This window comes from Chitinophaga sp. XS-30 (assembly GCF_008086345.1).
Taxonomy (GTDB): domain Bacteria; phylum Bacteroidota; class Bacteroidia; order Chitinophagales; family Chitinophagaceae; genus Chitinophaga.
In genome coordinates this window covers 2307098-2333074 of the sequence record NZ_CP043006.1, presented here as the reverse complement: position 1 = coordinate 2333074, position 25977 = coordinate 2307098, and the positions used below count along the sequence as shown (strand labels likewise).

Genomic DNA, 25977 nt, shown 5'->3' with positions numbered 1-25977 from the left:
GGCGTTATCATTTCTGCCAGGCTACGGCGGTTTGTTTTGATGATCCAAGCCCCTCAATGCCCAATTCTATCACATCCCCCGCTTTGAGATACACCGGCGGGTTGAAACCCAGGCCCACGCCTGCAGGCGTGCCGGTGGAGATCACATCCCCCGGAAGCAGGGTCATGAACTGGCTGAGGTAAGACACGATGAAGGGTATCTTGAAAATGAGGTTGGAAGTATTGCCGTCCTGCATCTTTTTCCCGTTCACGGTCAGCCATAAACGAAGATTATCGATATCCGCGATCTCCTCTTTTGTAGCCAGCCAGGGGCCGAGCGGCGCAAAGGTGTCATTGCTTTTCCCTTTCACCCACTGCCCGCCTCTTTCCAGCTGGAAGGCGCGTTCGCTGTAGTCGTTATGCAGGGCGTAACCGGCTACATGGTCCATCGCATCTTTCTCCGCTACATAACTGGCCTTTTTGCTTATTACCACCGCCAGCTCAACTTCCCAGTCGGTTTTCTCACTGTTGCGGGGAATGATCAGGTTGTCATTCGGACCAACCAGCGAGGAGGTGGATTTGAAGAACACGATCGGCTCTTTCGGTATCTGGGCATTGGTTTCCCGGGCATGGTCAGCATAATTCAGACCGATGCAGATGATCTTGGAAGGGCGCTGCACCGGTGGTCCCAGTCTCACGTCATCGGGTACACGCGGACAATTGCCGCTGTTCACCGCCCACCATTTGGACAGACGGTCCAGCCCTTCCGTTTCAAAGAAACGCTCTCCGAAATCCTCTCCAAAAGCGCTTGCATCAAACATGCCGGCATCTGTTATGATGCCAGGTTTTTCCTCTCCCGGTAATCCGAACCTGATAAGTTTCATCTGTTAATATTTATTTTTTACGGGCCAGATGGAGCCTCGCACGAACATGTTCCTGTACGAAAATGCTTTTATGCTCGGTTTCATCTGTTAATATTTATTTTTTACGGGCCAGATGGAGCCTAACACTAACATGTTCCTGTCCGAAAATGCTCACTATGCTCGGTTTCATCTGTTAATATTTATTTTTTACGGGCCAGATGGAGCCTCGCACTAACATGTTCCTGTACGAAAATGCTTACCATGCTCGGTTTCATCTGTTAATATTTATTTTTTATGCGAACGGGCTTGACCCGATCATCTTATTGCGCAAATGCTTTCAATTGCCGGGCGCCAATACGGCCACCCACTACCTTTATCTCGAAATACTCCTCCAGCTCACCATCTATCTCCAGGCCGGCAAAGCAATGGTCCTGCTTATACGCCTGCACGTAAGGCTTGGCCCCTTCCGGCACCGGCATCGTCAGCACCCTGGTTACGCCGCCGAACTCGATATACACATTCACCTCGTCCGTAGCGTTACCCGGCTGTATTTCCACGATGAAATCCGCAATGATGTTGCCGGACTGGAAGTTCTCCTTGTATTTGAGCACGCGCGGCTGATTCCTGATGGCATCGCCCAGTCCCATTTTCTTTTCCATATACTCGTAGTACTTCGCCGGGGGTGAAGGCACCCAGAGTATCTTCAGCGAGCGGCCGTCCTGGCTGCCGTGATAGTACCGCGTCTCCCGGTCGGCTTTCACAAAACCGATCCACACGCTGTTCGGTGCATCCCAGAGGATGCGGTACAGGGAAGTATCGTCGAGCCCCTTCATTAAAGGCACGTCGTTGAACGACCTTTCATATTTCAGCGAATCTACCGTGAAGGTGAAATGCACGGTGGAGGTGTCTTTGTCGCGATCCGAAAATGTTACGGAAAATGTTCCTCCCGGAGTAGCCGGGGTGATGGCGTCAGCATTTGCCGTGGAATCTTTCTTTTTGCTGTTGTTGCAGGCCGTCAGCACAGCCGCTGTGGCACAGAGAATCAGAATTTTTTTCATTTAATTGTTGAGTTTGATGAAACCGCCGTCGATCGGGTAATCGCAGCCTGTAATAAACCCTGCTTCATCCGAGCAGAGATACAGTGCAAGATAACCCACTTCTTCGGGTTTCGCCATCCTCCCGATCGGTTGTGTTTTAGAAAGTTTCTCAAACATCTCCTTTTCCTTGCCGGGATAGTTCTTCGCAATGAACCCGTCCACGAACGGCGTATGTACACGCGCGGGAGAAATGCAGTTGCAGCGTATCCCTTCGCCCAGGTAATCCTTTGCAACGGACAGCGTCATCGTCAGCACCGCGCCTTTGCTCATGGAATAGGCGAACCGGTCCGGTATGCCCACGCTGGAAGCGATGGACGCAATATTGAGGATCACGCCGCCGCCCTGCGCCTTCATCTGCCCGATCACCGCATACATGCAGTTATAGGTCCCTTTCACGTTCACGGCGTACACCCGGTCGAAATCCGCTTCCGCCGTGGTGTCCAGCTTGCCTACATGCGCAATGCCGGCACAGTTCACGAGGATGTCCAGCCGCCCGGCACCGCCGATGATCTTCTCCATCACGGCGCTTACACTGGCCTGCTCCGCCACATTCACCGCATGGATGAATGCCTTTCCGCCTGCGGCGGCAATATCGTTCACCGTTCCCTGTCCCGCTTCCTCATTCAATTCCAGCACATGCACCACCGCTCCGGCTCCCGCAAAACAACGTGCTATGGCCTGCCCGATGCCGCTTCCGGCGCCGGTAACAACGGCCACTTTACCCTCTAATTGGAACAAACTCATCTTTTGTTTATTTTAAAGGTTCTAAAATACCTCATTTATCAGGCCTATTACTATCCTTTTTTACCCGGATTTTGTACTTTCTTGACCATTTTTTAAATCGATATAAATCAAAATTGTGAAAAACATATTCATTTTACTGGCATTTTGCCTTCCATCTCCCCTTTTTGCACAGGAAATCCCGCTTAATAAATATGACCTGCCCGTAGTCAGCGACATCGCGCTATACAACAAGCTGGTACAGGCTGACAGCAATATGCAGCTCGTGCGGGTAACGGACATTCCTTTAGATATAAGATACGCCACTTCCGCCAATTTTACCGGGCAACAGCTCTACCCCTTTGCCGCGGCATGGCTGCGCCGCCCGGCCTATGAAGCGCTGCTGCGCCTGCAGGCCGCGCTGAAACCAATGGGACTGGGACTGAAGATCTACGATGGATACCGTCCTTACCGCGTCACGGAAAAGATGTGGGAAGTGGTGCCGGACGACCGGTATGCCGCCGATCCCAAAAAAGGCTCCGGTCATAACCGCGGCGTAGCGGTAGACCTCACGCTCATCGATCTCAAAACAGGCCGGGAGCTGCCCATGCCCACGGACTACGACAACTTTACAGAGAAAGCGCATCATGATTACCCCGACCTGGCTCCCGAGGTGATCGAAAACCGCGAGCTGCTGCGCACCATGATGGAAGCATACGGGTTCAGGGCGCTGGATACCGAATGGTGGCATTACTACCTGGCGGACCCCGAGATATATCCGCTGATGGATATCGGGTTTGATGAATTAAATTAATTCCATAGCTTAACAGCCTAATCAACGCTCCACATGAGAACAATGAAACTTTGTATAACGCTTGGCCTCGCCCTCATCTGCGGCGCATGCTCCGCTCAAAAAACAAAAAAGGGATGGACGCAGCTCTTCAACGGGAAAGACCTGAAGGACTGGGATATCAAGATCACCGGCCATCAGCTGAATGACAACAACGGCAACACTTTCCGGGTACAGAACGGCAACCTCGCCGTGTCTTATGAAAACTACAAGGCATTCGATGAACAATACGGCCACATCTTCCATAAAAAGAAGTTCTCCGCTTACCTGCTGGTGATGGAATACCGCTTCGTGGGCGAACAGGTGGCCGGCGGCCCCGGCTGGGCGATCCGCAACAGCGGCGCGATGATCCATTCACAATCCGCCGCTTCCATGGGTGTGAATCAGGACTTCCCCATCTCCATTGAAGTGCAGTTGCTCGGCGGTACCGGCAGGGGCAAGCGCAGCACGGCCAATCTCTGCACACCCGGCACCAATGTGGTGATGAATGACAAGCTGATCACCGCGCATTGCGTGGATTCAAAATCAAAGACCTATGACGGCGAACAGTGGGTGACCGCGGAAGTGCTGGTGCTTGGGGATTCCATCATCAAACATATTGTAGAGAAAGATACGGTGCTGGTGTACGAAAAACCCCAGATCGGCGGCGGGAATGTTTCCAATGCAGACCCTGCATTATTACAACAGGGCAAACTGCTCAGTGAAGGTTATATTTCCCTGCAAAGTGAAAGCCATCCTGTGGAGTACAGGAAAGTGGAGTTGTTTGACCTGGCGCCTTATATGAAGGATAAAAAGAAACTGGAAAAGAAGATAAAGGAGTTGCAGGGGAGATAGGGTTTTCTGTTGTGCTTCCATGCAGGTAATCGATAGTGTCTCATTCATAGATATCCTTCCGGTTCCCTACATCAACAACAAGTACAATCAGCTTCTCATCCTCGATCAGGTATATCACCCGGTAGTCACCTACCCTGATCCGGTAACCCTCCCGTCCCATAAGCTTCTTGCAACCCGGCGGGCGGGGATCTGTAACCAGCGCTTTCACTTTGGCAATAATCCTGTCGCGGATCGCTGCAGGAAGCTTATATAGCTTCTTCTGGGCTGATTTCTCAAATATGACCTGGTACATATCAGCGCTTCGGCATGTCTTTTAAAACCTGCTCTAAAGGCACCAATTCGGCCTTCCCTGCATTAATCTTCTTCATGGCCTTGTCAAAAGCCTTGATATCCTCCAGCTCCTCTGCTTTAGCCAGCAGCTTTTTGAACTCTTTTTCCGGCATGGATATCCGGTCACCTTTTATTTTTCTTACATGTAATGTGGGCATAATTGTGAAATTAAGGATTTTTTCGGTTATGGTAAGCGTAAGGCGACGGTGGACTTTAACACGGGCTGCCCCCCGTTCAATCCCCCCGCCCCTTGCTCCTCGTCAACACATTCGGCGAAAAACCAAAATGCTTCTTGAAAGCCCGGCTGAAATGCGGAATGTGTTTATACCCCGTGAGCGCCGAAACTTCGGACACGCTTTTCCCCTCCAGCAGCATCTCTTTCGCCTGGTTCATCTTGATCTCCGATAAATACCCGAACACCGTATTCCCGAACACGGCCTTGAAATGGCTCTTCAGGTAATTCTCATTCGTGCCTACCTGGCTGGCCAGGTCTATCAGCGAACACGGGCTGTTCAGATTATTGACGATGATCTCCCGCGCCATATACATCCTTTCAATTTCCTCTTTGCGCAATTGCCGCGCAGGATTATTCATCTGTTCACCAGCGTACTGCTCGTAATGTTCCAGCTGATAGGATAACAGTTCCACCGTTTTTGCCTTGATGTACAACTGCTTGTACCGGTTCTCCAGCGGGCAATGCAGAATGTCGTACAGGATGTTGCTGAACTTCGGCGCAAGGGGAAGATTATGCTTGCTCATGGGAGAAGATACGTTCCGCTCCAGGCTCTCGGCAAATACCGGGTAAAAGGGATGATCTTCCGGCAGCCATCTGGCGAACAACTCAGGGCTAAGGCCCAGCTCGAATATCTCCAGGTGTTTGTTGGGCTGCCAGCTGAGGCGGATCTGATCTTCTTTGAAAAAAAGATAATTGTATTGCTGCTGCTGAAAGGTGGCAAACTCTTTTTTACCGTCATCGATGGTATAACTTTTAGAGCCGCTGACGGCATAGCTCAGTTGCATGAAGGGATGCATGTTATTGATCACCACTTCCCCGCCTTCTGCCGACTGTACATTGTAATAGCCGAAACGGATGCCATCCGGACTGCTCAGTTCATACAACGAGCCGTCATTACCGTTTTCATTGACGCTCCTGCGCCTTTCCAAAAGTTGTTGGCCACTGTGATAAATATCCAGCGAACAGGTTAAGGGTGATGTGGTCAATGTCGGGCTCAAAGTCATGAAATTGTAACAAAACAACAACAATATTAATTAGCAAACACTAGTATGACAACTCACAAACGGAATATTTCTTACGCAATGCGGAAGACCGCCTGTCAGCAAAGAAAGTTTTTCCTTCACAGGTTGCATTTTCTCCATTATTGGTCAGTGAATGGGGGGAATTTTGCAGCGCTATGCTGCATAAACTGACCTGGACCGTTGTATTGATCTTCTTCTCGCATGTTGCCCTCGCGCAACGGCATGCGGCATTGAAAGGAATTGTACTTGAAGGTAAGACGCCTATCCCCGCGGCTACCATCGCGCTGGATGCGGACTACAAAACCGTAAAAATAGTGGTGGCCGGTGCTGATGGCCGGTTTGAGATCGGCGGAATTCCTGCCGGCACCTATACCCTTACGGTCAGCTCCATCGGGTTCCAGTCCTCCCAACAACTGATCGTACTGAAAGTTGGGCGTCCGCAGGATATTCGTGTGGAGCTTGCTCCGTTGAGCCATGAGCTTACCGGCGCCACGGTCACCGGGCATACTTATAAAAAGGATGATGATATCATCGATATCAAAAAGATCGCGCAACCGGTGACCATCATCACCAAAAAAACGATCGCCATGCTGGGCAGCCGGCGGCTGGATGAAGTGTTGCGGGAGCAGACGGGCATGGCGGTGGTGAATGACCTCGGCAGCGGCAACCGCTCTGTTGGCGTACAGATGCAGGGCTTCGGATCGGAGTACATTATGATCATGCTGAACGGCCAGCCCATGAACGGCAGGTTCAACGGCAATTTCGATCTCTCCCGCATCAGCGTATCGGATATTGAAAGAATAGAGATCATCAAAGGCGCATCCAGCAGCCTATATGGCTGCGAGGCGCTGGGCGGTGTGATCAATATCATCACCCGGCAGCACATCAATACCCGCCAGGGCATGGCCAGCCTGCAATACGGCACCTATAACATGCTGGACGCCACATTGGAAGGTGAAACGCCTTTTGCGGAAGGCAAAGGCTCCGCATACCTCTCGGGCAATTATTACCGCACGGATGGCTTCAATGTGAACACGCCTTATCTGAAAGAAGGGCAGACCGCACCTCCCTACAGCAGCCTGACCTTTCAGGGCAGAAGCAAATACCAGTTCAACGACATACATACCCTGAACCTCAGCGGCCGCTTCTCCGGCAGGCATTCGGTGATGGACAGGAACTACGGCGCACAGCCTTTTGAAGATGTGCTGGATGAAACGGACCTTAACCTCGGCGCTTCGGTGAACAGCAAACTCTCCGGCGGCACCCGCCTGCTGAGCAGGTATTATTTTACCCGCTACGCCACCGATCAGCGGGCCACCATTTTACAAACAGGCAAGGACCTGCAGACCAACCGCTTTGTACAATCCATTCACCGGCTTGAGCTGCAGGCAACGCGTGATCTGTATGACCACAAACTCTCCCTCACCGGCGGCGCAGGCGGAGACTACCAGGGGATGGACAGTGCGAGCATGTACAACTACTTTGCTTATGCCCAGGCCAATTACAAACCTTCGGAAAAATATGAGCTGATCGCCGGGCTGCGCTACGATGGCAACAGCATCTTCGGCGGGAAAGTAAATCCCACTATCGGCGCAGGCTTTCATCCATCTAAAAATATCAGTTTCAAATTCTCTGCCGGAAAGGGTTTCAAGGCACCGACCTTTGCGCAGCTTTACCAGGTATTCACCAATGTGTCCACCGGCTATATCGTGATCGGCGCGAACAACTTTGCGGAGAAAGCGGCGGCATTGCAGCAAACCGGCACGGTGCAGCAGCTCTGGGCGATCGCGGACCAGGTGAAGCCCCTGCAGCCGGAAACCTCCCTGTCACTCAACCTCGGCGTCACCTGGAAACCGTTTGACAATACGGAATTCAGCATCAACGGCTTTTACAACGACATCCGCAACCAGATATTCTTCCGGCAGGTGGGTCTCATGAAAAATGCACAACCGCTGTACAGCTATTTCAATCTCGACAGGGCATTCACCAGGGGCCTGGAGGCCGGGTTGAAATGGTCACCGCTGAACGGGCTGAGCATTGTAGCCGGATACCAATACCTCGATGCAAAGGATAAAACCAGCATCGACTCCATCAAATCCGGCAACCTCACCGTGCGCGCCGATGGCGGACTGCGCAAAGCGGTGCGGTCCGATTACTTCAACCTCCCGAACAGAAGCCGCCACAGCGCCAATGTGCAGGTGTTTTACGAGCATCGGCCACTGGGCCTGGGCGTTTCCCTGCGCGGCAATTACCGCGGCAAAGCCGGCTTTATGGACCAGGACGATAACGGTTTCATCGACCCGTATGATGTGTTCATCAACGGTTACTTCCTCTGCAGCGCATCCATCCGCAAAAACCTGCTGAAAGATCAGTTCACCCTGCAATTCACGGTGGATAATATTTTCAATTACACGGATTACCTCATGCCTTCACAACCCGGCCGCATGCTGATAGCCGGGCTGACATGGCGCTTCTCTCAAACCACAAAACCATGAACATCAAAACAACCGGACTGCTGCTGGCAGCCATCATAGCATTTTCCGCCTGTACCAAAGAAGATACGCCTCCCCCGAAAGAAGACGGGCTGAGCGTTGTGGTGTACGACCTGGCCTGCGATACCATGGCTTCCATGGGCGACACCGAAGGAAAGGAAAAACGGCCGTTCTATACCGTGCTGTTCTCCATGTCCACAAAACAGCACCGCTTCATCAAAACAGCGGAAGACACGGCGGCATACTTTCAGCAAACAGATTGGGATATTGCCTTCTCGAAAGAATACAATTCCTACGTTACGGTGAACGGCCAGTTCCCCGGCACTCCGGGCATGGGCGGCCCGGGAAAAGGTACGATGATATCTGTAGAGCAACCTTACGACCAGGTGACCGAAGCACCGGCTGACGAGGTGTTTGAGGCGGAAGGCAGAGGCGGAACAGGCTGGGATTCCGGCAACGGGTACGGCTGGTTCTTCTACAGCCTGCAGAACCACATCTGCGTGCCGATCAAGAACCGCACCTTCATCCTCCGTACAGCCACGGGCAAATACGCCAAACTGGAGCTGCTGAATATCTACAAAGGCAACCCGCCGGTGGTGACCGATCTCTTCTGGCCGGCGCCATACCTCACCTTCCGCTATTTTGTACAGGAGGACGGCTCCCGTAACCTTAAAACAAAGTAAATGATGATCAACATAAGAAACGCGGCGTTCTTCGCCCTCCTGGCCCTTGTAGCCACAGCATGCTCGAAAGACAATGATCCGGCGCCGGAAGATCCCGGGCCTGATCCCGGTAACAGCGTTGCCACAGGCGTTTACCGCGTTGTAAACCTGGTGGCGGACACCAACGCTACCTCTTCCGGTGATGCAGTATCCCTGTACTACAGTCTTGAAGAAAACCGCGTGATCCCCGCATCGCAACGGCAAACGGGCAACTGGGACATTGTGTTCTACGGCATCTACAACAGCAGCGTATTCCCCAACAACGGCACGGCACAAGGCTCTCCGGGCTACGGGGGACCGGGTAAAGCCAGGCTTTACCTGGTGGTGGACCGGAAATTCGATGCACAATACTACGATACCATCAACCTGAAACCCCATACCCTGCCTATCCCCCAATCCCTTTTCCCGGTAGCATTCGACGCCGTAAAAACGGTGCCGGTGGAGGATAGCAAATTCTTTACGCGGGATATCGGGCTGGACCATTTCCAGAACAGTTTTGACGGCTGGGGGCATTACGATTTTTACGGCAGCCTGTACCCCGACAATCCCAAAAAATCACATGTGGTGTACACCATGCCGCGTGTCATGATCGTGAAAACACATAAAGGGCATTATGCCAAGCTGATCATCGAAAATATTTACAAGGATAATCCTGCTGACCCTGACCGGGACGACAAGCCAGGGTATGTATCGTTCACTTATGCCATCCAGATGGACGGCAGCAAGAACCTGGATATCGAATAAGCATTTTCCGGAGAAGGCCGCCCGGTACGGAATGGTCAGGCATCAAACAGGCGTTTGCGAAAACCCTACGGGATGCCGCCCGTGCGGGATGCTCCGGACATCAAACAGGCATTTACTGAAACGCCCCGAAAAACCGCCCGGTACGGGATAACATCAAACAGGCGTTTGCGGCACCCTCCGGAAGATGAACCTTTTGCGCTTTATCTTTTTGGGCTCCCGGCCTTTGGCCCCTTTCAGCCAGATGAGGAGCCCGGTTACCGGCAGCGAGGCCGCTACAAGGCAGGAGATCAGGGCCAATACCTTAGTCGGCCATCCGAAGATGCTCCCGGTATGGATGGGATAGACTGCCCTGCGCACTTTCATGCCGGTGGACTGATCATCATACAAGCGCTTGCCAAGCAGGCGCCCGGAGCCGCTTTCGTAATACAGGAAATCTACGATGTTGGGGATCTTCGCGGTATAGTTTTCCTTCGTAACGGAAACGGATAAACTGTCAGTCGCAGGAAAATGCAGCACCATTTTGCCATTGTAAGGCAATTCCCGGTTGGCCTGCCGGTACACCTGTTCATAAAACCCGCTTCCCGCAGGTTGTATGGTCTGATTGGGCGGCACTTTGTAGGGTGTCATCGGTTTGCCGTCAAACACCTGGAAGATGCCGTTGTTGAACCATTTGTAGCTCCAGGTAAGCCCCGTAAAAGCCATGGCGAAGATCAGCAGATGCACATAAAAACCACCAATGGCATGCACATCCCACACCACTCTTTTAAATGAACCGCTCCATTTGATGGCGGTGCGTTGCCGCAGGTATTTCCAGCGTTTGGGCCACCATAACACGATGCCCGTGATCACCAGCACCAGGAAGATCAGGCAGCTAACGCCGGTGACCGCTTTCCCCGCTTCATTGGCCAGCAGGTAACGGTGCAGGCGGAGCACCACGCGGAAGAAACGTGTTTCTTCCGGAATGCCTTTGATCACTGCGCCGGTATAAGGGTTTACAGCGATGAGGTAAGTCGTTTTATCTTTTTTTCCATAGAACAATGCGGTGCGTGCGGCATCGTGCGGCGCTGTTTCCACACGGGTGAGGCTGATGGCAGGATCGAAGCTTTGCGCCTGCTGCTTCAGGCTGTCCAGCGGCAGGCGGGCATGGCCGGGCGTTACAAAGTAAAGTTCCCGGCTGGCAAGGTGCTCTATCTCATCTTCAAATACCAGGATGGCGCCGGAGAGGGTTACCACGAAAACTACAAGGCCGGAGACAAGCCCCAGCCATAAATGTAGTTGTCGTATGATGTTTTTAACGGTCATTAAAATGTATTCGCGTGAATATCCGGGATGCGCATCAAAACGTGTACGCTACGGATGTCAGCCAGTTCCGCGGCGCTCCCGGGAACAGGCGAAGATAATCATATCCGCCCACCCAGTGCGTTTTGTTCATTACATTGTTCAGGTTGAACTGTATCTGGAACTTGTCGATCCGGTAGTACACGGCGGCGTTGACCAGCTGGTAAGCCGGCAATACCTGGTTCACGTTCAGGCTCATGAAGCGTTCGGTAACGAAGTTGCCGCCCGCACCGATGCCGATGCCCCGCAATACTCCGCTGCTGAAGGAATACTTCGTCCAGAAAGAACCCTGGTGCTTCGGTGCGCCGAATGACTGCCTGCCCACTTCCGGGGCCCTCTCGCTGGCTTTGATGGGAATATCATTATAGGCATAGGCCATGATAATGTACCAGTCGGCCGTGATCTGCCCTTTGATATCCAGTTCCACACCTTTTGATTCGATGTCGATCTCGCGCAACAGGTCAGGCTTTCCGCTTTCCTGCGCATTGATCAGCATATTCTCCTGCTGAATGCGGTACACAGATACCGTGGCGGATAACCTGTCCTTGAAGAAATCTCCCTTGGCGCCTACTTCTATCAGGTTGCTGTTGATGGGATCAAAAGGCCCGCCGGCATCGGGGTTTGTCATGCTCACGGAAGTCTGGGGATTATATCCTTTTGAATAGGTAGCATACACATTGATATCCTTCGTCACGGAATATACGAGGCCTAGCCTGGGAATGATGGCATCCTGCTTGACCACCTCTTCCGTCGGCTTTTCGTAATTCAGCCAGTCGCGGTAAGCATCATACCGGAGGCCGAGCAGGGCCTGGAATTTGCCCAGTTTGATCTGGTCCTGCACGTAGAGCCCATGGGAAGCGGACAGCGCCGGATCATAAGCGGTCTTGGTATAAAAATACTTGCTCATGTCGTACAGCTGGTAAGGGCTGACAGCCGTCAGGTCCACATGCGGCACGTTAGGCACCGGACGTTTTACACCGTTCACGGTTTCATACATGAACTGGCCGGGCAGGGCAGCATTATATGTACCGGCGCCGGTATTCGTACTGTTGCGGTACCCCCTGGCTGTGAGCTGGGAACCGCCCCAAGGGGTTTTGGACTGTGCAAAGTCGTAGCCCACCAGCAGCTTGTGGCTTACCGCGCCGGTATTCACATCAAAATTGAAATAAGTGGAAATATTATCGGAGAACACCCGGCGGTTCCTGTCGAACACCTGCATTTCCACCAGCGTGGGAATGTTATTGCCGGCGCTGTCTTTCGCGTAGGTGTTGGCGGAGCGGTGCTCCAGCAGATCCTCTTCCCAGGCCGTTTTCAGGTAAGCGATATTGAACTGCACCTTGTCCGAGAACTTGTGTGTCAGCGAAGTGGTGATCATCAGGTTATCTTCGTTCAGATAATCATTCACCGCATTGATGCTCTTGGAAATGGACGTGGAATAGATATCATTGTTATCGAATACCGCCTGCCCGCGGTCGAGGCGGCTCATGCTTCTGTTGTACACCATGTCGAAGTTCACCTGAGTTTTATCGTTCGGGATAAAAGAGATGGACGGCGCCACGATGAAGTTCTTGTCGAATTGCAGATCGCGGAAGCTCTGCGAGTTCTCATACCCCAGGTTCATACGGTACAGCAGGGTTTTTGAATCATTCAAAGGCCCGGTAAAATCCGCCAGGGTGCGGAAAGTATTGTAGCTGCCGGTAGTGAAGCTGAGGCTCTGCCGGTGATCTTTCAGCGGTTTCTTGGTAACGCGGTTGATCACGCCGCCGGGAGAGCTGTTGCCAAATAATGCGGCAGCGGGACCTTTGATCACTTCCACCCTTTCTAGGTAATTGGTCAGCGGCTGCTTCCAGAAACCGGTGATCGTTCTCAGGCCGTTCAGCAATTGTACCGAAGAATTGTTCTGCGTGCGGAAACCCCGGATGGTAAAATCGTCATACGAGCTGAACTGGTTCACTCCACTCATATATTTTACCGCTTCGCCAATGCGCATGACCTGGAGGTCGGCCATCATTTCCTTGGTCACATAGCTGATGGATTGCGGCACATCTTTCAATGCCGTAGCTGTTTTTGTGCCGATGAAAGAATTGGTGTTCTTGTACCCCGACTCCTTACGGCCGGTGATCTCGACGGATTGCAGCTGCTCTGCCGAAGAGGTCAGCATAATATCCACCACCCTCGTTTCGCCGGCTTTAAGGTCGATAATACGGGAGGACGGCTCATAGCCGACAAAAGTGAACCTGATGGTATATTTTCCGGGCTGGAGATCGTTCAGTATAAACTGTCCGGAACCGTTCGTGATCGTATTTTTTCCTTTTCCGAGCATAACACTTACACCGGGCACCAGGTTGTTCTCCTGGTCTTTTACCGTACCTTTTACAACGGACTGGCCATAGGAGCTGCCGGCGCAGAGGGCCAGCAGGACAATCAATAATTTTCGCATGCAGGAGGATTTTAGTTGAAATTCCGGCTGCAAAGGTCGGCAGACCGGTGCCGGGGGCCATATCGTAAACGGAAATTAATTTACGCAATGCGGAAAAAAATGCCCCGGTTTCATACATAAAAAATCATGATATTAGCGAGAAATACTCCCTATGCAAAAGGAACAGAAGCAACTTTCCCGGTTAAACAGGATCTTTAAGGCCCTTGCCTGGTACCAGGTGATCGGCGGCATAACAGGATTGGTTGTACTTGCCTGGGTATGCAATTTTACAATGATATGGAATGCAAGCCTGGCGGTCCTGATGCTGTTCATTGCACTCCTGTATGCATTTTCCATTTATTGTGGTACCAAGCTCCTGAAAAATCCGGTAAAAGGGTTGTCTTTTTCCTTTGTTAACCAATTGGTGCAGACGGTGCATTTCGGGTTGATGGGTTACATGTTCAAATTCATTTCGGGGGTTTCGATCGCCGTCAAATGGGAACCGCCAATGAACTTTCATATCGGGTTAGAGCCATCCAGTTTTATGATTCAGTTCGCCACCAACGAGTTGCATGCATTCGTCGGCATCAACCTGGTTGCCGCTTTCCTTTCTTACTACATTATCCATATCAAAGACGCTTATACAGAGGCTTTACTGGCGAAGGAGATCGCGGAGATCGCGGACATCAGCTACAATTAAAAGTATGACGGCGCATATCAGCATTTAACCAAAAAAACTCACAAACGCTCATTTCCAGACCACTTTCGTCTCTTTTTTTAGCACGATCGTACCTCCTGTTTTCCCGGATCGGCAAAATAGGTTTAAATTGTAAGGGTCATGGGAGGCAGAAACCAACTGAAGAAGATCGACCTTACCCACCCGGAGCATTTGCAGACGCTGGTGGAGAACCGCCGTGTGTTCAACCTGAACAACTGCGAGCTGAATGTATTTGAAAGTTATCAGCAGGCTTACCACATTCCGCTGGCATTTAACGACCTGGTGATCACCAGCATGGTACGCGGTAAAAAGGTGATGCACCTTTTCGACAAACCGGCATTCGATTACCTCCCCGGCGAAACCGTGATCGTTCCCGCTAATGAGACCATGATCATCGATTTTCCTGAAGCGAAGCTGGAAAATCCCACACAATGCATAGCCCTGGCTGTAGATGCCGGTTATATCCATCAGACGGTGGACTATCTCAACAATTACTACAATGCCGCAGATGAGCAGCACAACTGGAAGCTGCAATTCAATCAGTATCATTTCGAGAACGATACCGAAGTCAGCGGCCTGATCAACAAGCTGATCCGCATCTGCAGCAGTTCCGGCAGCGACAAGAATATCTTTGCAGATCTGAATCTGAAAGAATTGCTCATCCGGCTGATACAGAGCCAGCACCTGCAACAGGTCATCCAGGAAACCGGGGTTTCCGGCAACCAGAGCCGTCAGCATTTTATTCTGCAATACATCCATGAACACCTCACCGAAAAGATCGCAGTGGATGCGCTCAGCCGCAAAGCATATCTGAGCCGGAACATGTTCTTCAAATGGTTCAAAGACCAGTTCGGGATCACCCCGCTGGAATACATCAACCGGGAACGGGTGAACATGGCCAAAAGGATGCTGGCCGATCCGGCCAACAGTGTGAACAAGGTGAGTGCCGAGTGCGGGTTCAGTGATGCGAATTATTTTATCCGGACGTTCAAGAAGATAGAGGGGATCACGCCGAAGGCTTACCAGATGATCAGTGCGCGGTGACGTTGACCTGCCTGCAAATGCTTGCAGGATTGACAAACCCGCTGAAGCGTATAAAAAAGGGGCTGCCAAACCGTTGGCAGCCCCTTTCCAATAACTGTTGCAATTACTTTACCACGATCCACCGGTTGAGGAAATTATCCGGTGTTTCTATTACGACCTTATAGAAGCCGGAAACCCCTCCCGCATCAATGAGCGCTTCTTCTTTACCAACAGGCACCGTAGCTTTCAGCACATATTGGTCCCGGCCGCCTTCCTTAAACTGGTTGGCAGTGGACAGCCATATTTTGGCGTTCCCTTTCCGGCCGGTTGCTTTCCAGGTTATTTTGATTTGCCCGTTTTCCAGCCTGGCGTTGGGGTGGGTAGCGGCTACAGCACCGGTCAGCGGTATGCCGTCCACTTCCATCAGCTGCTCCCTGGGTATCTGAACGCCCAGAAAACTGGCGATGGAAGGCATAATATCTACTATACCCGGACGGCCGGTTTTGAAGTAATTGTTCAGATGCTTCGCATTGGTAACGATCCAGGTACTGCGCTCCCGGTCTGACTGGCCGCCGTGATGCTTGCCGGTGGCGCTGTCCCGACCGTGGTCGGTGGTGATATAGATCACCCAGTCTTCTTTAAAATGCTTCTCCCGGTATTGAATAGCCTCCCACAGCCGGCCCATTTGCTGGTCCATCAGGTTTACAGCGCGGAAGTACTCCGGGCCGTCGCCAAACCGGTGGCCCATATCATCGGTGTACTCAAGGTACACCCAGGAGAGGTCCGGCGCTTCCTGCCGGATGTAGCGGGCCGCCTCGTCTGTCACCGCTTCATCGATAAGGTGCATGTACTCCTTTTTTCTGTCATGCGGATACTTCAACGTATCCAGTTCAAGGCCATCAAAATGATAATCCAGTTGAAGATTACCGGTGGCCGGCAGGCCTTCGCCGATCAGCTTGGTGCGGTTATCCAGCCAGCTGGAAAAAATGGCCGCTTTCTTTTGCGGGAATTGTTCTTTGAAGAAGCGGAAAATGGTCCAGTAATCGTAATCAGGAGCAGCGATATCATTGTCCCAAACATTGTGTTTATTGACCCAGGTTCCGGTCAGCAGGCTATTATAGCCCACTGCGGAAATAGTGGGTGTTTGGGAATAGCCGCCTTTCTCGCCACCGACATACGCCCGTGTATAACCACCCGCCGACGCGATTTTGTCCAGGTGAGGCGTGGGCTGCTGCTCGATCACATCCGCTGCAATGCCATCTACGATCACAAATACAGCCTTCTTTGTCTTTTGTGCCTGCAATCCTGTTACACAGGAAAAGCATACCGCTATAAAAAAGCCTTTCTTTATCATGCTCAGAATATGTTTTGTTATTGCAAGATCCACATTACGCCGTTGATATTATCCCCGCCCGGATACTGGCTTTTCACAGCATTTTCCACGTTTACCCGGTTGTTGACGAATTCATCGTTGGGATACATCCAGCGTTTGGGCACCGCACCGCCGTTCAGGATACCTGACCCGGTGACATCGAAAGCGGGGAACCCTGTACGCCTTTGTTCATAAAATGGCTGCCAGCCGGTATTCATGAACATGCTGATGTACTTCTGGGTGATGATCTGCCGGATCTCGCTGCCGGGTTGCAAAGATACAACAGGCCGGGCAAGATAATCGTTGATATCCGCAGTGGCGTATGTATTGTTGAAATTGGAGAACTCCAGGGAAGCCCTGATACCGTTCTTGTAATATGCATCCGCATCGCCTGTGATCCATCCGCGGGCTGCCGCTTCTGCCAGTATGAACTGCAATTCGGCATAGCTCATCAATACGCTGGGTTCATTGGTGGCCTGGTAGGAATACCGGTCATGGATCTGGGAAGCGTTACCCGCCCCTCTTTTTGTGGTATTCTGTGCCAGGGAGGCGCTGCCCCTGAGGCCATCGTAGGCATCAAAATCTGTTGCGGGAAGGCTGGAGGAAGGCATCGGTTTGCCAAAAACAAACAAACGCGGATCCTGCAGCTCCTGCAAAATATCTACGAAGGTGCTATCCAGGTAATAATCCGTTTTCATGGAATTATTATTGAAATAAGGATACTGGTTGCCGGTGATGTCATAGTAAGGCAGCCGCCCGTTATCTGCGTTGGACGCGAGTAGAGGATATTTGACGGGATCGGATACGATCTCGTTGAACCGCTGCCGGATATTCAATACGGCATCTCCTTCTTTTTTCGAAAGGCTCATCAGCACCCGCAGGGTGAAAGAATTGATCAGCTTTTTCCATTTTTCGATATTGCCGGCATATACGAGGTCTCCCGATATGGCCACCTCTGTGGCAGACAGGGAATCACTGGCAATTTTGAGCTCGTCCAGCACGCCCTTGTAAACATCCTGCTGCTTGTCGTAAGCCGGCCTGATGGCATTGGTATCCGTCACATTGTTGAACCGGATGGACTGCATCATGGTGGAATAAGGAATGTCACCAAAGGTTTGCGTCATGGCCACAATGAAATAAGAGGTCAGGAACTTGCCGATGTACCGGTAGTTCTTCTTGCCCGTACGGGCGGCCTCCTGTTCCATTTTTACCACCTGGCTGATGTTGCCATACCCCATGCCACTGCGTTGCCAGCCGTAATACTGGGAATTGCTCACGCTCTGCGTGTACACCAGGTACCTGGAAGCCAGGGCGGCATCTGCCGATATGGTGGAAAAAGCGGTCCTTTCAATAGCCGGCAGCAATAACGAAGGGTCTGCTATGGTAGGGTTGTTCGGATTGATCTGGAAGTCCTCGAACTTTTTGCACGAGGCAAAAGCGGCGACCAGTAACAGGAACAATAATGTATGTCGTTTCATCTTCTTAACGTTTAGTAAATGTGAATGCAACTGATTAGAACTTCAGGTTGATGTTGAACCCTAAGGAGCGCATGGACGGCGTTTGCAGGTTGTCGCTTTCCGCATCAGGATCTACGTTCGGCATCTTTGACAGGATGAACAGGTTGTTACCGATGAATGACACGGAAGCGCTGTTGAAACGGCCGTTGATCCATCTGCCCGGAAGGTCATACGTTAACACCAGTTCACGCATTTTCAGGTAGGTACCACTGTAATAGTGATAGTTGTTCAGCATGCCGCCGCTGGTGGTTTGCATGAAACTGATGTAGTTCACGGCAGTGGTGTTGGGAGCAAACTTGCGGGTATCGGAAGTGATATTGCCATATGCGTCGTATTCTACGCTGCCCCCGGTTACCACCACACCCGGCCCTACATAAGTGCTCTGGCCGGCATTCGCATCATCGCGGTAAGAGGTCACCGTTCCTTTGGCGGTACCGCCCCACCACATTTTCTGGTTGGTGGTAGAGTAGATCAATCCGCCCAGGCGGCCATCGAAAGAAAAGCTGAGCGAAAGGTTCTTGTATTTGAAGGTGTTTTGCACGCCGTAGATCCAGTCGGCATCTCTATGCCCGAAATACTGGCCCACGGGCGTATAAGCCTGCATGCCGTTGGAGTTGTAGATGGCCTGACCGTCAGGAGCGCGGCTTTCTGTAATATAGATCCGGTCCGTACGTTGCCCCTCTTTCACGAGCCCGAGGTAACCATCGGGATTATCGGTAGACTCTTTCAGCCAGCGATGCACGCTGCTGAAGTTGATCGCCGCATCCCATTTAAAGTCTTTGCCCGTGACAGGTGTTCCATGAACCATGAACTCCCATCCTTTCCGCAGATAAACATTCGCATTCTTTAAAATGCTGGTATAACCGCTGGCCTGGGAAAGGGTTACATTCGCAAAGTTGTTATAATCCTTGTTCCTGAAATAAGTTGCATCCACATTAAGCCTGTTCCGGAAGAAGCCGGCAGCGATACCGTACTCTGCCGACTGTACCGTTTCCGGGACAAGGTCCGGCGATATGAATGTGGTGGGCCAGTTGAGTGAAGGAACATTGTTCCACTTGGCGCCTATCCCATAGGTGGTAATGTGCGCATAGGGATTATTGGAATTGATAAACCCTGTATTCACTTTGGCCCAGGAACCGCGTACTTTCAGGAAAGAGACCGGCGCGGGCAGTTTCAGCACATCAGACAGCACTGCGGACACACCTGCCGAAGGATAGAAATAGCCGTTATTCCTGACAGGCAAAGTGGAAGTTTTGTCATAACGCCCGGTAAGCGACAGATACAGGAAACCCAAAGTTTCAATATCCAGCATACCGTAAGCTGACGCCGTTCTCCGCTCACGCAACGCGTTGGAGCCTTTGAGGGGATTGATGGTATTGCTGATGGCATAGAACCCGGGGATCGTCAACCCGTCCGTAGTGGTGTATGCCGACTCAAACCTTCTGTAGTTGTTGGCGCCGCCTGCCGTTACGCTTAGTTTGAGCGCCTTGCCAAACTGGTGGTTATAGTTCAGGATCAGGTCAGAATTGATATCGAAGTAGTTAGACACATCGGTTGAATAGTTGCCTCTTGAAATGTAGCTGTACGCAATATAACTGTTAGGCTCGCGCAGTTCCGAGTTGGTAGAATGCTGGTTAAACCCGTTCCGGAACTTGACCGTAAAATTGTCTGCAATTTCGTAGTCGAAAGTCACCTGCCCGAAACTGTTGCTCCGTTTATAACCGTTCAGCAGCTCGTTGGCCACAAAATGCGGGTTGTTGTACCAGGAGAGATTATAGTTGCGCTGCTGCAAACCTTCCCGTCCGGGCATCCAGTAGTTTTCGAGGTCGCGGATATCGATGTCCGGCCCTATCCAGAGGATCAGGTTGTACAGGTAGTTGGGCGGGCCGTATCCTACAGTGGGATAGTTATCGGAGTATTCCCTATTGTAGGTCAGTTTGGCATCCATGGTCAGCCTGGGAGACAGCGCGTAATTACCGCCAATAGAGAACGAAGAGTTATTCAGCTCGGTATTCGGCACCACGCCTTTTTGAAAAATATGGCTGGCAGACACCCGGAAGGAACCTTTGTCCGTACCGAGGGAAGCGGAAACGCTATTGGTCGATAAAAGGCCGGTCCTGAAAAAGTTCCTGATATTGTTGCGGCCTCTCGACACCCAGGGCGTTTTTATACGCTGACCTGTGTTGGGATCGATAGGGCTGTCGTACTGCGTGGTTTCATAAAAGCCGCTGGGCGTAGAAGGGTCCGGCTGGTCCAGCTTCGGTCCCCATATCCAGCCACCGCCTTCCGTGCCGCCGCCGGAACCGTTCACATAGGCATACCTGCCCTGGTCTCCGCCCCCGTACACCGTCTGCACTTCGGGAATAACGGTATAGCCGGGCTGGAACATGGTAGACGAGTTGACCTCTACCAGCAATTTTCCTTTGTTCCCCTTTTTGGTCGTGTACAGGATCGCACCGTTCACCCCCATAGCGCCGTACAAGGCCCCCGCGGCAGTGCCTTTCAACACGCTGATGCTTTCAATGTCGTCCGCATTCAGTTTGTAAGGATCTGCGTCAGGGTCAGGTATGCCATCTATAACGATCAGCGGTGACCTGCCCCTGAGCGATATGCCGGGATTGCGGAAAAGGTCGGTAGTATTGTTAATGTTCAGGCCGGCCACTTTACCGGTCAAAGCGCTCAATGCTGTTGGTGTTTTGGTTTTCGCCATCGTTTCGCCGCTCACTTCCTGTACGGCGTAACCCAGGGCCTTCTGCTGCTTCTTGATGCCGAGTGCCGTGACCACCACCACTTCGGCCAGATCGCTGCCGCCGGGCTGCAGCGCAATGTCGATGTTCGTCCGGCCATTGACCGATACCTGTTGGGTGACATGCCCCAGAAAAGAAAATACGAGCACGGCATCCCCCGAAACGGAGAGGGAATACTTACCATTCACATTAGTGGTGGTCCCCCGGTTGGTGCCACTCACCGAGATCGATACGCCGATCAGCGGAGTATTATCACTGGTCGAACGTACCGTGCCTGTTACGGTAACATTCTGTGCGAATGCCACCACCTGCAACAGCAATGAAAGAATGAGCAAAGATGTTGTTTTCATAAAAATTGACCTGGTTGTTAATAAATAGGAATGCTTATTAAAAAGTGCTGTTTTTTTCCTAACGTAAAAATGGGTATTTAGATCAAAGTATAAAAATTAATTGAACATTCATTCAATTAATTTTTATTTTCATAACGTAATCTTTACAATTAGTTAATATGAACTTTGCATGAAATACTCTACAGAAATGGATTTAATCGTTTCGCCCGGCCATGCAAACGTTTGTATTTTTTTGTGCAAAAGTTGCCGTTACAACACACATTTATTAAACGGGCATACAACATTGAACCGGGAATGCTATATTTGCCGGAAATCAGCGAATAGCACTATTTATGGGAAGGAGAAGCATCAAGGAATCCAGACAGAAAGAAATTATTGAGGCTTTTTATACGATCGCGAAAAAAGAAGGGCTCGAAAACGCCTCTATAGCCAAAACGGCTGCGCTCATCAACATCAACCCCAGCCTGGTCATTCACTACTTTAAAACCAAGGAATACCTGGTTTACGGGCTTATTGAGTATATCCTCGACCAGTATTTGCTGATCTTCAAAACACCTCCCGCCTACAAGCACGATCCCGGCAAAAAGCTGCTGAAGGTGATCAACAATATCTTCTCGCACAAATGGAACCTGCTGTTCGATGACAGTGTAGCTTACAGTTGCTATTCACTGGTCTTCCGGGACAAAAAGGTAAAAGAGAGCTACAAAGTTTTGCTGGATACCCTGCGTGGAAACCTGAGGGCGCTGATAGAGGAATGCAATCAACAGGGCGTGCTCAAGGTAAAAGATCCTGCCGGGGTTGCAGACACCATTTTTGTGATGGTTGACGGCGCTTATTATTACCTGAGCCTGGTCAGCAACAAAAAGGAGTACAAACAAAAACTGGCACAGTATAAAGGGCTGGCTTTACAGCAACTCAATTTGGTTTCCTCTTCTTCTTCCGGGTAAGGGCAATGGACGCAATGATCGCAATAAGCCCCCACACGAGGTTGACCACTACATTAGGCAGATCTGCGTAGTGCAATGCATTGACGGTAAGCCCTATTGCACCTACCGCGTTCAATGCATGGTAGATCAGCTGACGCGCATTGATCTTGTTCACGCTTAGCAGAAAGTAGGCCAGCAGATAGGCAAGCGTACCCACCCAGCCCAGTACGGGGTAGATAACATTCAATGACAAGAGATACATAGTACGGGTTGTTTTGGTTGGCAAAATAACAGGCTCGAAATCGGGAACTAATATACGCAACCTTCTGCATTAACCATGTTACGCAATAACTAATTCACCGCTACAGCAAAAAAAAACGCTGCCCCGGTCCCCCAAGGCAGCGTCCCCTTTACAAACCTTAAAAAATCAAAAGATCTTGTTCAGCGCATCCACATAAGCATGCACACTCGCATTCACGATATCCGTGGAATAACCGAAACCATAATAGGATTTTCCATCATGCCGCACCCGCATGTTCACTTTGCTTACATCTTCACTACCTCCGCGCATAGCCTGGATGGAAAATTCATCAATGGTAATATCGTCGTTGATAATATTGTGAATGGCATTGATCGTTGCGTTAACGGGACCGTTCCCCGCGGCGCTGGCTTCTTTCTCCTCACCGTTGATCTTCAGTTTTATGGTGGCCATCGGGCGCAGGGGATCACCGCATACGACCTGCAATAAAGTTACCTTGATGCCCTTGTCGTCATAATTGCTGGCGGCACCATCACCCATCAATGTCAGCAGATCATGATCTTCGATCTCTTTTTTGCTGTCCGCCATTTCGAGGAAGCGGGTGTACACATCATCCAGGTTCACTTTGTCTACCTTGTACCCCAGCCTTTCCAGGTGATGCTTCAAGGCATGGCGGCCGCTTCTCGCGGTGAGGATGATGGCGTTGGATTGCAGGCCGATATCTTCCGGATTGAGGATCTCGTAGTTCTCGCGGTGCTTCAGCACACCGTCCTGGTGAATGCCGGAGCTGTGCGCGAAGGCGTTGCGGCCCACGATCGCCTTGTTCGGCTGCACGGGCATGCGCATCATATTGGACACCAGATTGCTGATCTCGTAGATGCGTTTGCTGTTGATGCCGGTGGTATATCCGAGGGCATGATGCGTTTTCAGGATCATGGCCACTTCTTCCAGCGAGGTATTGCCGGCGCGTTCACCGATACCGTTGATGGTGCATTCCACCTGGCGGGCGCCGTTGATGATGCCGGCCATGGTATTGGCGGTGGCGAGGCCGAGGTCGTTATGGCAGTGTACGGAAATAATGGCTTTATCGATATTGGACACATGGTCCACCAGGTACTTGATCTTTGCGCCGTATTGCTCGGGCAGGCAGTAACCGTTGGTATCCGGGATGTTCACCACGGTAGCGCCTGCGGCGATCACGGCCTCAATCATCTGGGCGAGATAGGCATTGTCAGCTCGACCGGCATCCTCTGCATAGAACTCCACATCATCCACAAATTTGCGGGCATACTTCACCGCTTCTACCGCACGTTCCAGGATGTTCTCCCGGGTACTGTTGAATTTATATTTGATGTGCATGTCCGACGCACCGATACCGGTGTGGATACGCTTGCGTTTGGCGTACTTCAGCGCAGCAGCGGCAGCGTCTATATCTGCGGTATTGGCACGGGTGAGCGCGCAGATCACGGGTTCAGAAACAGCCTTCGATATTTCCACAACGCTTTGGAAGTCACCCGGACTGGAGATCGGGAAACCAGCTTCGATCACATCTACACCCAGCGCTTCCAGCTCTTTGGCCACCACGATCTTTTCAACGGTCGTCAGCTGGCAACCGGGGACCTGTTCGCCATCGCGAAGGGTTGTATCAAAAACGTAAACACGATTGTTGTCCATGGTAATATGAATTTCGAGTTAGTAGGTTATCAGTTCAGGTTTTCCAATACTTTGGTGCCCATGGCATCTGTGCCGAGCAACAGTTCATTGGGTGTATGTTTATTGGCAATGTCCATGGTCCGGAATCCCTGGCGCAGCGTAGCGTCCACGGCCCGGATCACGCGTTGCGATTCTTCTTTCAGTCCGAATGAAATATCCAGCAGCAGGGCGGCGGACAGGATAGAGGCCAGCGGATTGGCGATGCCTTTGCCGGTGATATCATGCGCGGAGCCGTGGATAGGTTCATAGAACCCGATAGTATCTCCAACAGATGCGGATGCCAGCATGCCCATGGAGCCTGCTATCTGTGAGGCTTCATCGGTGAGGATGTCGCCGAACAGGTTGCCGGTCAGCACCACGTCAAAACGTTTGGGATCTTTGATCAGCTGCATGGCGGCATTGTCGATGAACATATGCTCTGTTTCCACATCGGGATAATCTTTCGCTATCTCCTGCACTACTTCGCGCCACAGGCGGGAAGCTTCCAGCACGTTCGCCTTGTCTACCGAGCAGAGCTTTTTGCGGCGGCTGCGGGCGGCTTCGTAGGCTTTGCGGGCGATGCGCTCTACTTCGTATTTGTGGTAGATCATCAGGTCGGAAGCGGATGAACGGTCCTCGCTCCTTTTCTTTTCCCCGAAATATACGTCGCCGGTCAATTCACGGAAAAAGAGGATATCCGCGCCCTGCAATATCTCCGGTTTGATGCTGGAGGCATGCAGCAGGTCGTCGAACAGTTTGATGGGACGAAGATTGGCGTACAGGCCCAGCTCTTTCCTGATCTTCAGCAGGCCCTGCTCGGGGCGTACTTTCAGGGTAGGATCATTATCATACTTTGCGTGGCCGATGGCGCCGAAAAGGATGGCATCGCTGGCGCGCGCCTTGTCCAGCGTTTCATCCGGCAGCGGGTTGCCGGTGGCTTCAATGGCTACATGGCCCATGATACCTTCATCAAACGAAAAAGTATGTTTGTAATTCGCTGCGATGACTTCCAGCACTTTCTTTCCCCAGGCTGTTACTTCCTGTCCGATCCCGTCTCCGGGTATGACGAGTATTTTCTTTGTGACTCCCATTGATGCGTTCTGATATATTTTTTAAAAATTGAAAGGGCGTGTGGCTTCGTAAGCGTTGATCTCCCGGCTGAGGCTCAACAGATAGTCAATATCGTCATAACCGTTCAGCAGGCAGGTCTTTTTATATGGATTGATGTCGAAAGTTTCCTGCTCACCGGTGGCCTGTATGCGGATGTACTGCTCTTCCAGGTTCACTTCCAGTTCCGCCGCAGGGTCTTTCTCCACGGCGGAAAATATCTTTACCAGGAAGCTTTCGCTTACCTGCACGGGCAGGATGAAGTTGTTCAGCGCGTTGTTTTTAAAGATGTCTGCAAAGAAGCTGCTCACCACTGCTTTGAACCCGTAATCGCCGATGGCCCAGGCGGCATGCTCCCGGGAGGAGCCGCAGCCGAAGTTCTTTCCGGCTACCAGGATGCGTCCTTTATACAGCGGATTGTTCAGCGCGAAGTCTTTTCTCGGCTGGCCTGCTGCATCAAAACGCCAGTCGCGGAACAGGTTCTCCCCAAATCCGTCCCGGGTGGTCGCTTTCAGGAAGCGGGCCGGAATGATCTGGTCGGTATCTATATTTTCTATGGGCAGGGGTACCACGGAGGATACCAGGTTATGAAATTTCTTGTCCATGTCGTACAATTAAAACA

Annotated in this window: 23 protein-coding genes; 8 read left to right on the top strand and 15 right to left on the bottom strand. The window is 51.5% G+C overall.

The features are described from left to right. Positions 1 to 7 precede the first annotated feature (7 nt). The 3 genes from FW415_RS09655 to FW415_RS09645 form a co-directional block, all read right to left on the bottom strand. Positions 8 to 862 (bottom strand): fumarylacetoacetate hydrolase family protein, encoded by an 855-nt coding sequence (locus FW415_RS09655; RefSeq protein WP_148384213.1) that lies wholly within the window; start codon positions 860 to 862, stop codon positions 8 to 10. 299 nt (positions 863 to 1161) lie between these two features. Then, positions 1162 to 1899, bottom strand: coding sequence for a hypothetical protein (locus FW415_RS09650; protein ID WP_148384211.1), 738 nt, complete (start codon positions 1897 to 1899; stop codon positions 1162 to 1164). After that, entirely contained in the window at positions 1900 to 2682 is a 783-nt protein-coding gene (locus tag FW415_RS09645) for an SDR family NAD(P)-dependent oxidoreductase (RefSeq protein WP_246858992.1), read from the bottom strand. A gap of 115 nt (positions 2683 to 2797) precedes the next feature. Between FW415_RS09645 and FW415_RS09640 the strand changes: the two genes are divergently transcribed. Both FW415_RS09640 and FW415_RS09635 read left to right on the top strand, forming a co-directional pair. Further along, positions 2798 to 3472 carry a M15 family metallopeptidase gene (locus tag FW415_RS09640; RefSeq protein WP_246858991.1) on the top strand — a complete coding sequence of 225 codons (675 nt, stop codon included), beginning with the start codon at positions 2798 to 2800 and terminating at the stop codon, positions 3470 to 3472. Positions 3473 to 3505: 33 nt separating this feature from the next. Continuing rightward, positions 3506 to 4342 (top strand): DUF1080 domain-containing protein, encoded by an 837-nt coding sequence (locus FW415_RS09635; RefSeq protein WP_246858990.1) that lies wholly within the window; start codon positions 3506 to 3508, stop codon positions 4340 to 4342. 40 nt (positions 4343 to 4382) lie between these two features. Here FW415_RS09635 and FW415_RS09630 read toward each other — a convergent pair whose 3' ends face one another. From FW415_RS09630 to FW415_RS09620, 3 genes are all read right to left on the bottom strand, one after another. Continuing rightward, complete coding sequence (locus tag FW415_RS09630; RefSeq protein WP_148384207.1) at positions 4383 to 4634, bottom strand: type II toxin-antitoxin system RelE/ParE family toxin; 252 nt, start codon at positions 4632 to 4634, stop codon at positions 4383 to 4385. A gap of 1 nt (position 4635) precedes the next feature. Next, the gene (locus FW415_RS09625) at positions 4636 to 4830 is read right to left on the bottom strand and encodes a hypothetical protein (RefSeq protein ID WP_148384205.1); all 195 of its coding nucleotides are present in this window, start codon (positions 4828 to 4830) and stop codon (positions 4636 to 4638) included. 76 nt (positions 4831 to 4906) lie between these two features. Beyond that, positions 4907 to 5836, bottom strand: a complete 930-nt coding sequence (locus FW415_RS09620) for a helix-turn-helix domain-containing protein (protein WP_168208747.1) — start codon at positions 5834 to 5836, stop codon at positions 4907 to 4909. Positions 5837 to 6084: 248 nt separating this feature from the next. On the opposite strand from FW415_RS09620, the gene FW415_RS09615 reads away from it, so the two are divergent. Genes FW415_RS09615 through FW415_RS09605 form a run of 3 tightly spaced genes read left to right on the top strand, consistent with a single transcriptional unit; the run spans position 6085 to position 9887 of the window. Then, complete coding sequence (locus tag FW415_RS09615; protein WP_148384201.1) at positions 6085 to 8424, top strand: TonB-dependent receptor; 2340 nt, start codon at positions 6085 to 6087, stop codon at positions 8422 to 8424. Next, a complete protein-coding gene (locus FW415_RS09610) occupies positions 8421 to 9104 on the top strand; it encodes an HmuY family protein (RefSeq protein WP_148384198.1) in 684 nt (227 codons plus the stop codon). The genes FW415_RS09615 and FW415_RS09610 overlap by 4 nt, the downstream gene beginning before the upstream one ends. Beyond that, positions 9105 to 9887, top strand: coding sequence for an HmuY family protein (locus tag FW415_RS09605; protein ID WP_148384196.1), 783 nt, complete (start codon positions 9105 to 9107; stop codon positions 9885 to 9887). 153 nt (positions 9888 to 10040) lie between these two features. Here FW415_RS09605 and FW415_RS09600 read toward each other — a convergent pair whose 3' ends face one another. Together FW415_RS09600 and FW415_RS09595 are read right to left on the bottom strand one after the other, a co-directional pair. Further along, the gene (locus tag FW415_RS09600) at positions 10041 to 11189 is read right to left on the bottom strand and encodes a PepSY domain-containing protein (RefSeq protein WP_148384194.1); all 1149 of its coding nucleotides are present in this window, start codon (positions 11187 to 11189) and stop codon (positions 10041 to 10043) included. 34 nt (positions 11190 to 11223) lie between these two features. Next, entirely contained in the window at positions 11224 to 13665 is a 2442-nt protein-coding gene (locus FW415_RS09595) for a TonB-dependent receptor (RefSeq protein ID WP_148384192.1), read from the bottom strand. A 151-nt stretch (positions 13666 to 13816) separates the two neighbouring features. Between FW415_RS09595 and FW415_RS09590 the strand changes: the two genes are divergently transcribed. Both FW415_RS09590 and FW415_RS09585 read left to right on the top strand, forming a co-directional pair. After that, on the top strand, positions 13817 to 14344 hold the full coding sequence (locus FW415_RS09590; RefSeq protein ID WP_148384190.1) for a hypothetical protein: 528 nt from the start codon (positions 13817 to 13819) through the stop codon (positions 14342 to 14344). Positions 14345 to 14482: 138 nt separating this feature from the next. Next, entirely contained in the window at positions 14483 to 15406 is a 924-nt protein-coding gene (locus FW415_RS09585) for an AraC family transcriptional regulator (RefSeq protein WP_148384188.1), read from the top strand. A gap of 103 nt (positions 15407 to 15509) precedes the next feature. Here the strand turns inward: FW415_RS09585 and FW415_RS09580 are convergent, their stop codons facing one another. Genes FW415_RS09580 through FW415_RS09570 form a run of 3 tightly spaced genes read right to left on the bottom strand, consistent with a single transcriptional unit; the run spans position 15510 to position 21371 of the window. Next, positions 15510 to 16739, bottom strand: coding sequence for an alkaline phosphatase family protein (locus FW415_RS09580; RefSeq protein ID WP_148384186.1), 1230 nt, complete (start codon positions 16737 to 16739; stop codon positions 15510 to 15512). 17 nt (positions 16740 to 16756) lie between these two features. Continuing rightward, positions 16757 to 18235, bottom strand: a complete 1479-nt coding sequence (locus tag FW415_RS09575; RefSeq protein ID WP_148384184.1) for a SusD/RagB family nutrient-binding outer membrane lipoprotein — start codon at positions 18233 to 18235, stop codon at positions 16757 to 16759. A gap of 34 nt (positions 18236 to 18269) precedes the next feature. Continuing rightward, positions 18270 to 21371, bottom strand: coding sequence for a SusC/RagA family TonB-linked outer membrane protein (locus FW415_RS09570; protein ID WP_148384182.1), 3102 nt, complete (start codon positions 21369 to 21371; stop codon positions 18270 to 18272). Positions 21372 to 21703: 332 nt separating this feature from the next. Between FW415_RS09570 and FW415_RS09565 the strand changes: the two genes are divergently transcribed. After that, positions 21704 to 22318, top strand: a complete 615-nt coding sequence (locus FW415_RS09565; RefSeq protein ID WP_148384180.1) for a TetR family transcriptional regulator C-terminal domain-containing protein — start codon at positions 21704 to 21706, stop codon at positions 22316 to 22318. On the opposite strand, the gene FW415_RS09560 is transcribed toward FW415_RS09565, so the two are convergent. From FW415_RS09560 to leuD, 4 genes are all read right to left on the bottom strand, one after another. Further along, on the bottom strand, positions 22287 to 22559 hold the full coding sequence (locus tag FW415_RS09560; RefSeq protein WP_148384178.1) for a hypothetical protein: 273 nt from the start codon (positions 22557 to 22559) through the stop codon (positions 22287 to 22289). The two genes, FW415_RS09565 and FW415_RS09560, sit on opposite strands and share 32 nt — an antisense overlap. A gap of 165 nt (positions 22560 to 22724) precedes the next feature. Beyond that, the gene (locus tag FW415_RS09555; protein ID WP_148384176.1) at positions 22725 to 24230 is read right to left on the bottom strand and encodes a 2-isopropylmalate synthase; all 1506 of its coding nucleotides are present in this window, start codon (positions 24228 to 24230) and stop codon (positions 22725 to 22727) included. Between the two features lie 29 nt (positions 24231 to 24259). Continuing rightward, positions 24260 to 25339, bottom strand: a complete 1080-nt coding sequence (gene leuB, locus FW415_RS09550; protein WP_148384174.1) for a 3-isopropylmalate dehydrogenase — start codon at positions 25337 to 25339, stop codon at positions 24260 to 24262. Positions 25340 to 25360: 21 nt separating this feature from the next. Continuing rightward, a complete protein-coding gene (gene leuD, locus FW415_RS09545; RefSeq protein ID WP_148384172.1) occupies positions 25361 to 25960 on the bottom strand; it encodes a 3-isopropylmalate dehydratase small subunit in 600 nt (199 codons plus the stop codon). Positions 25961 to 25977 lie beyond the last annotated feature (17 nt).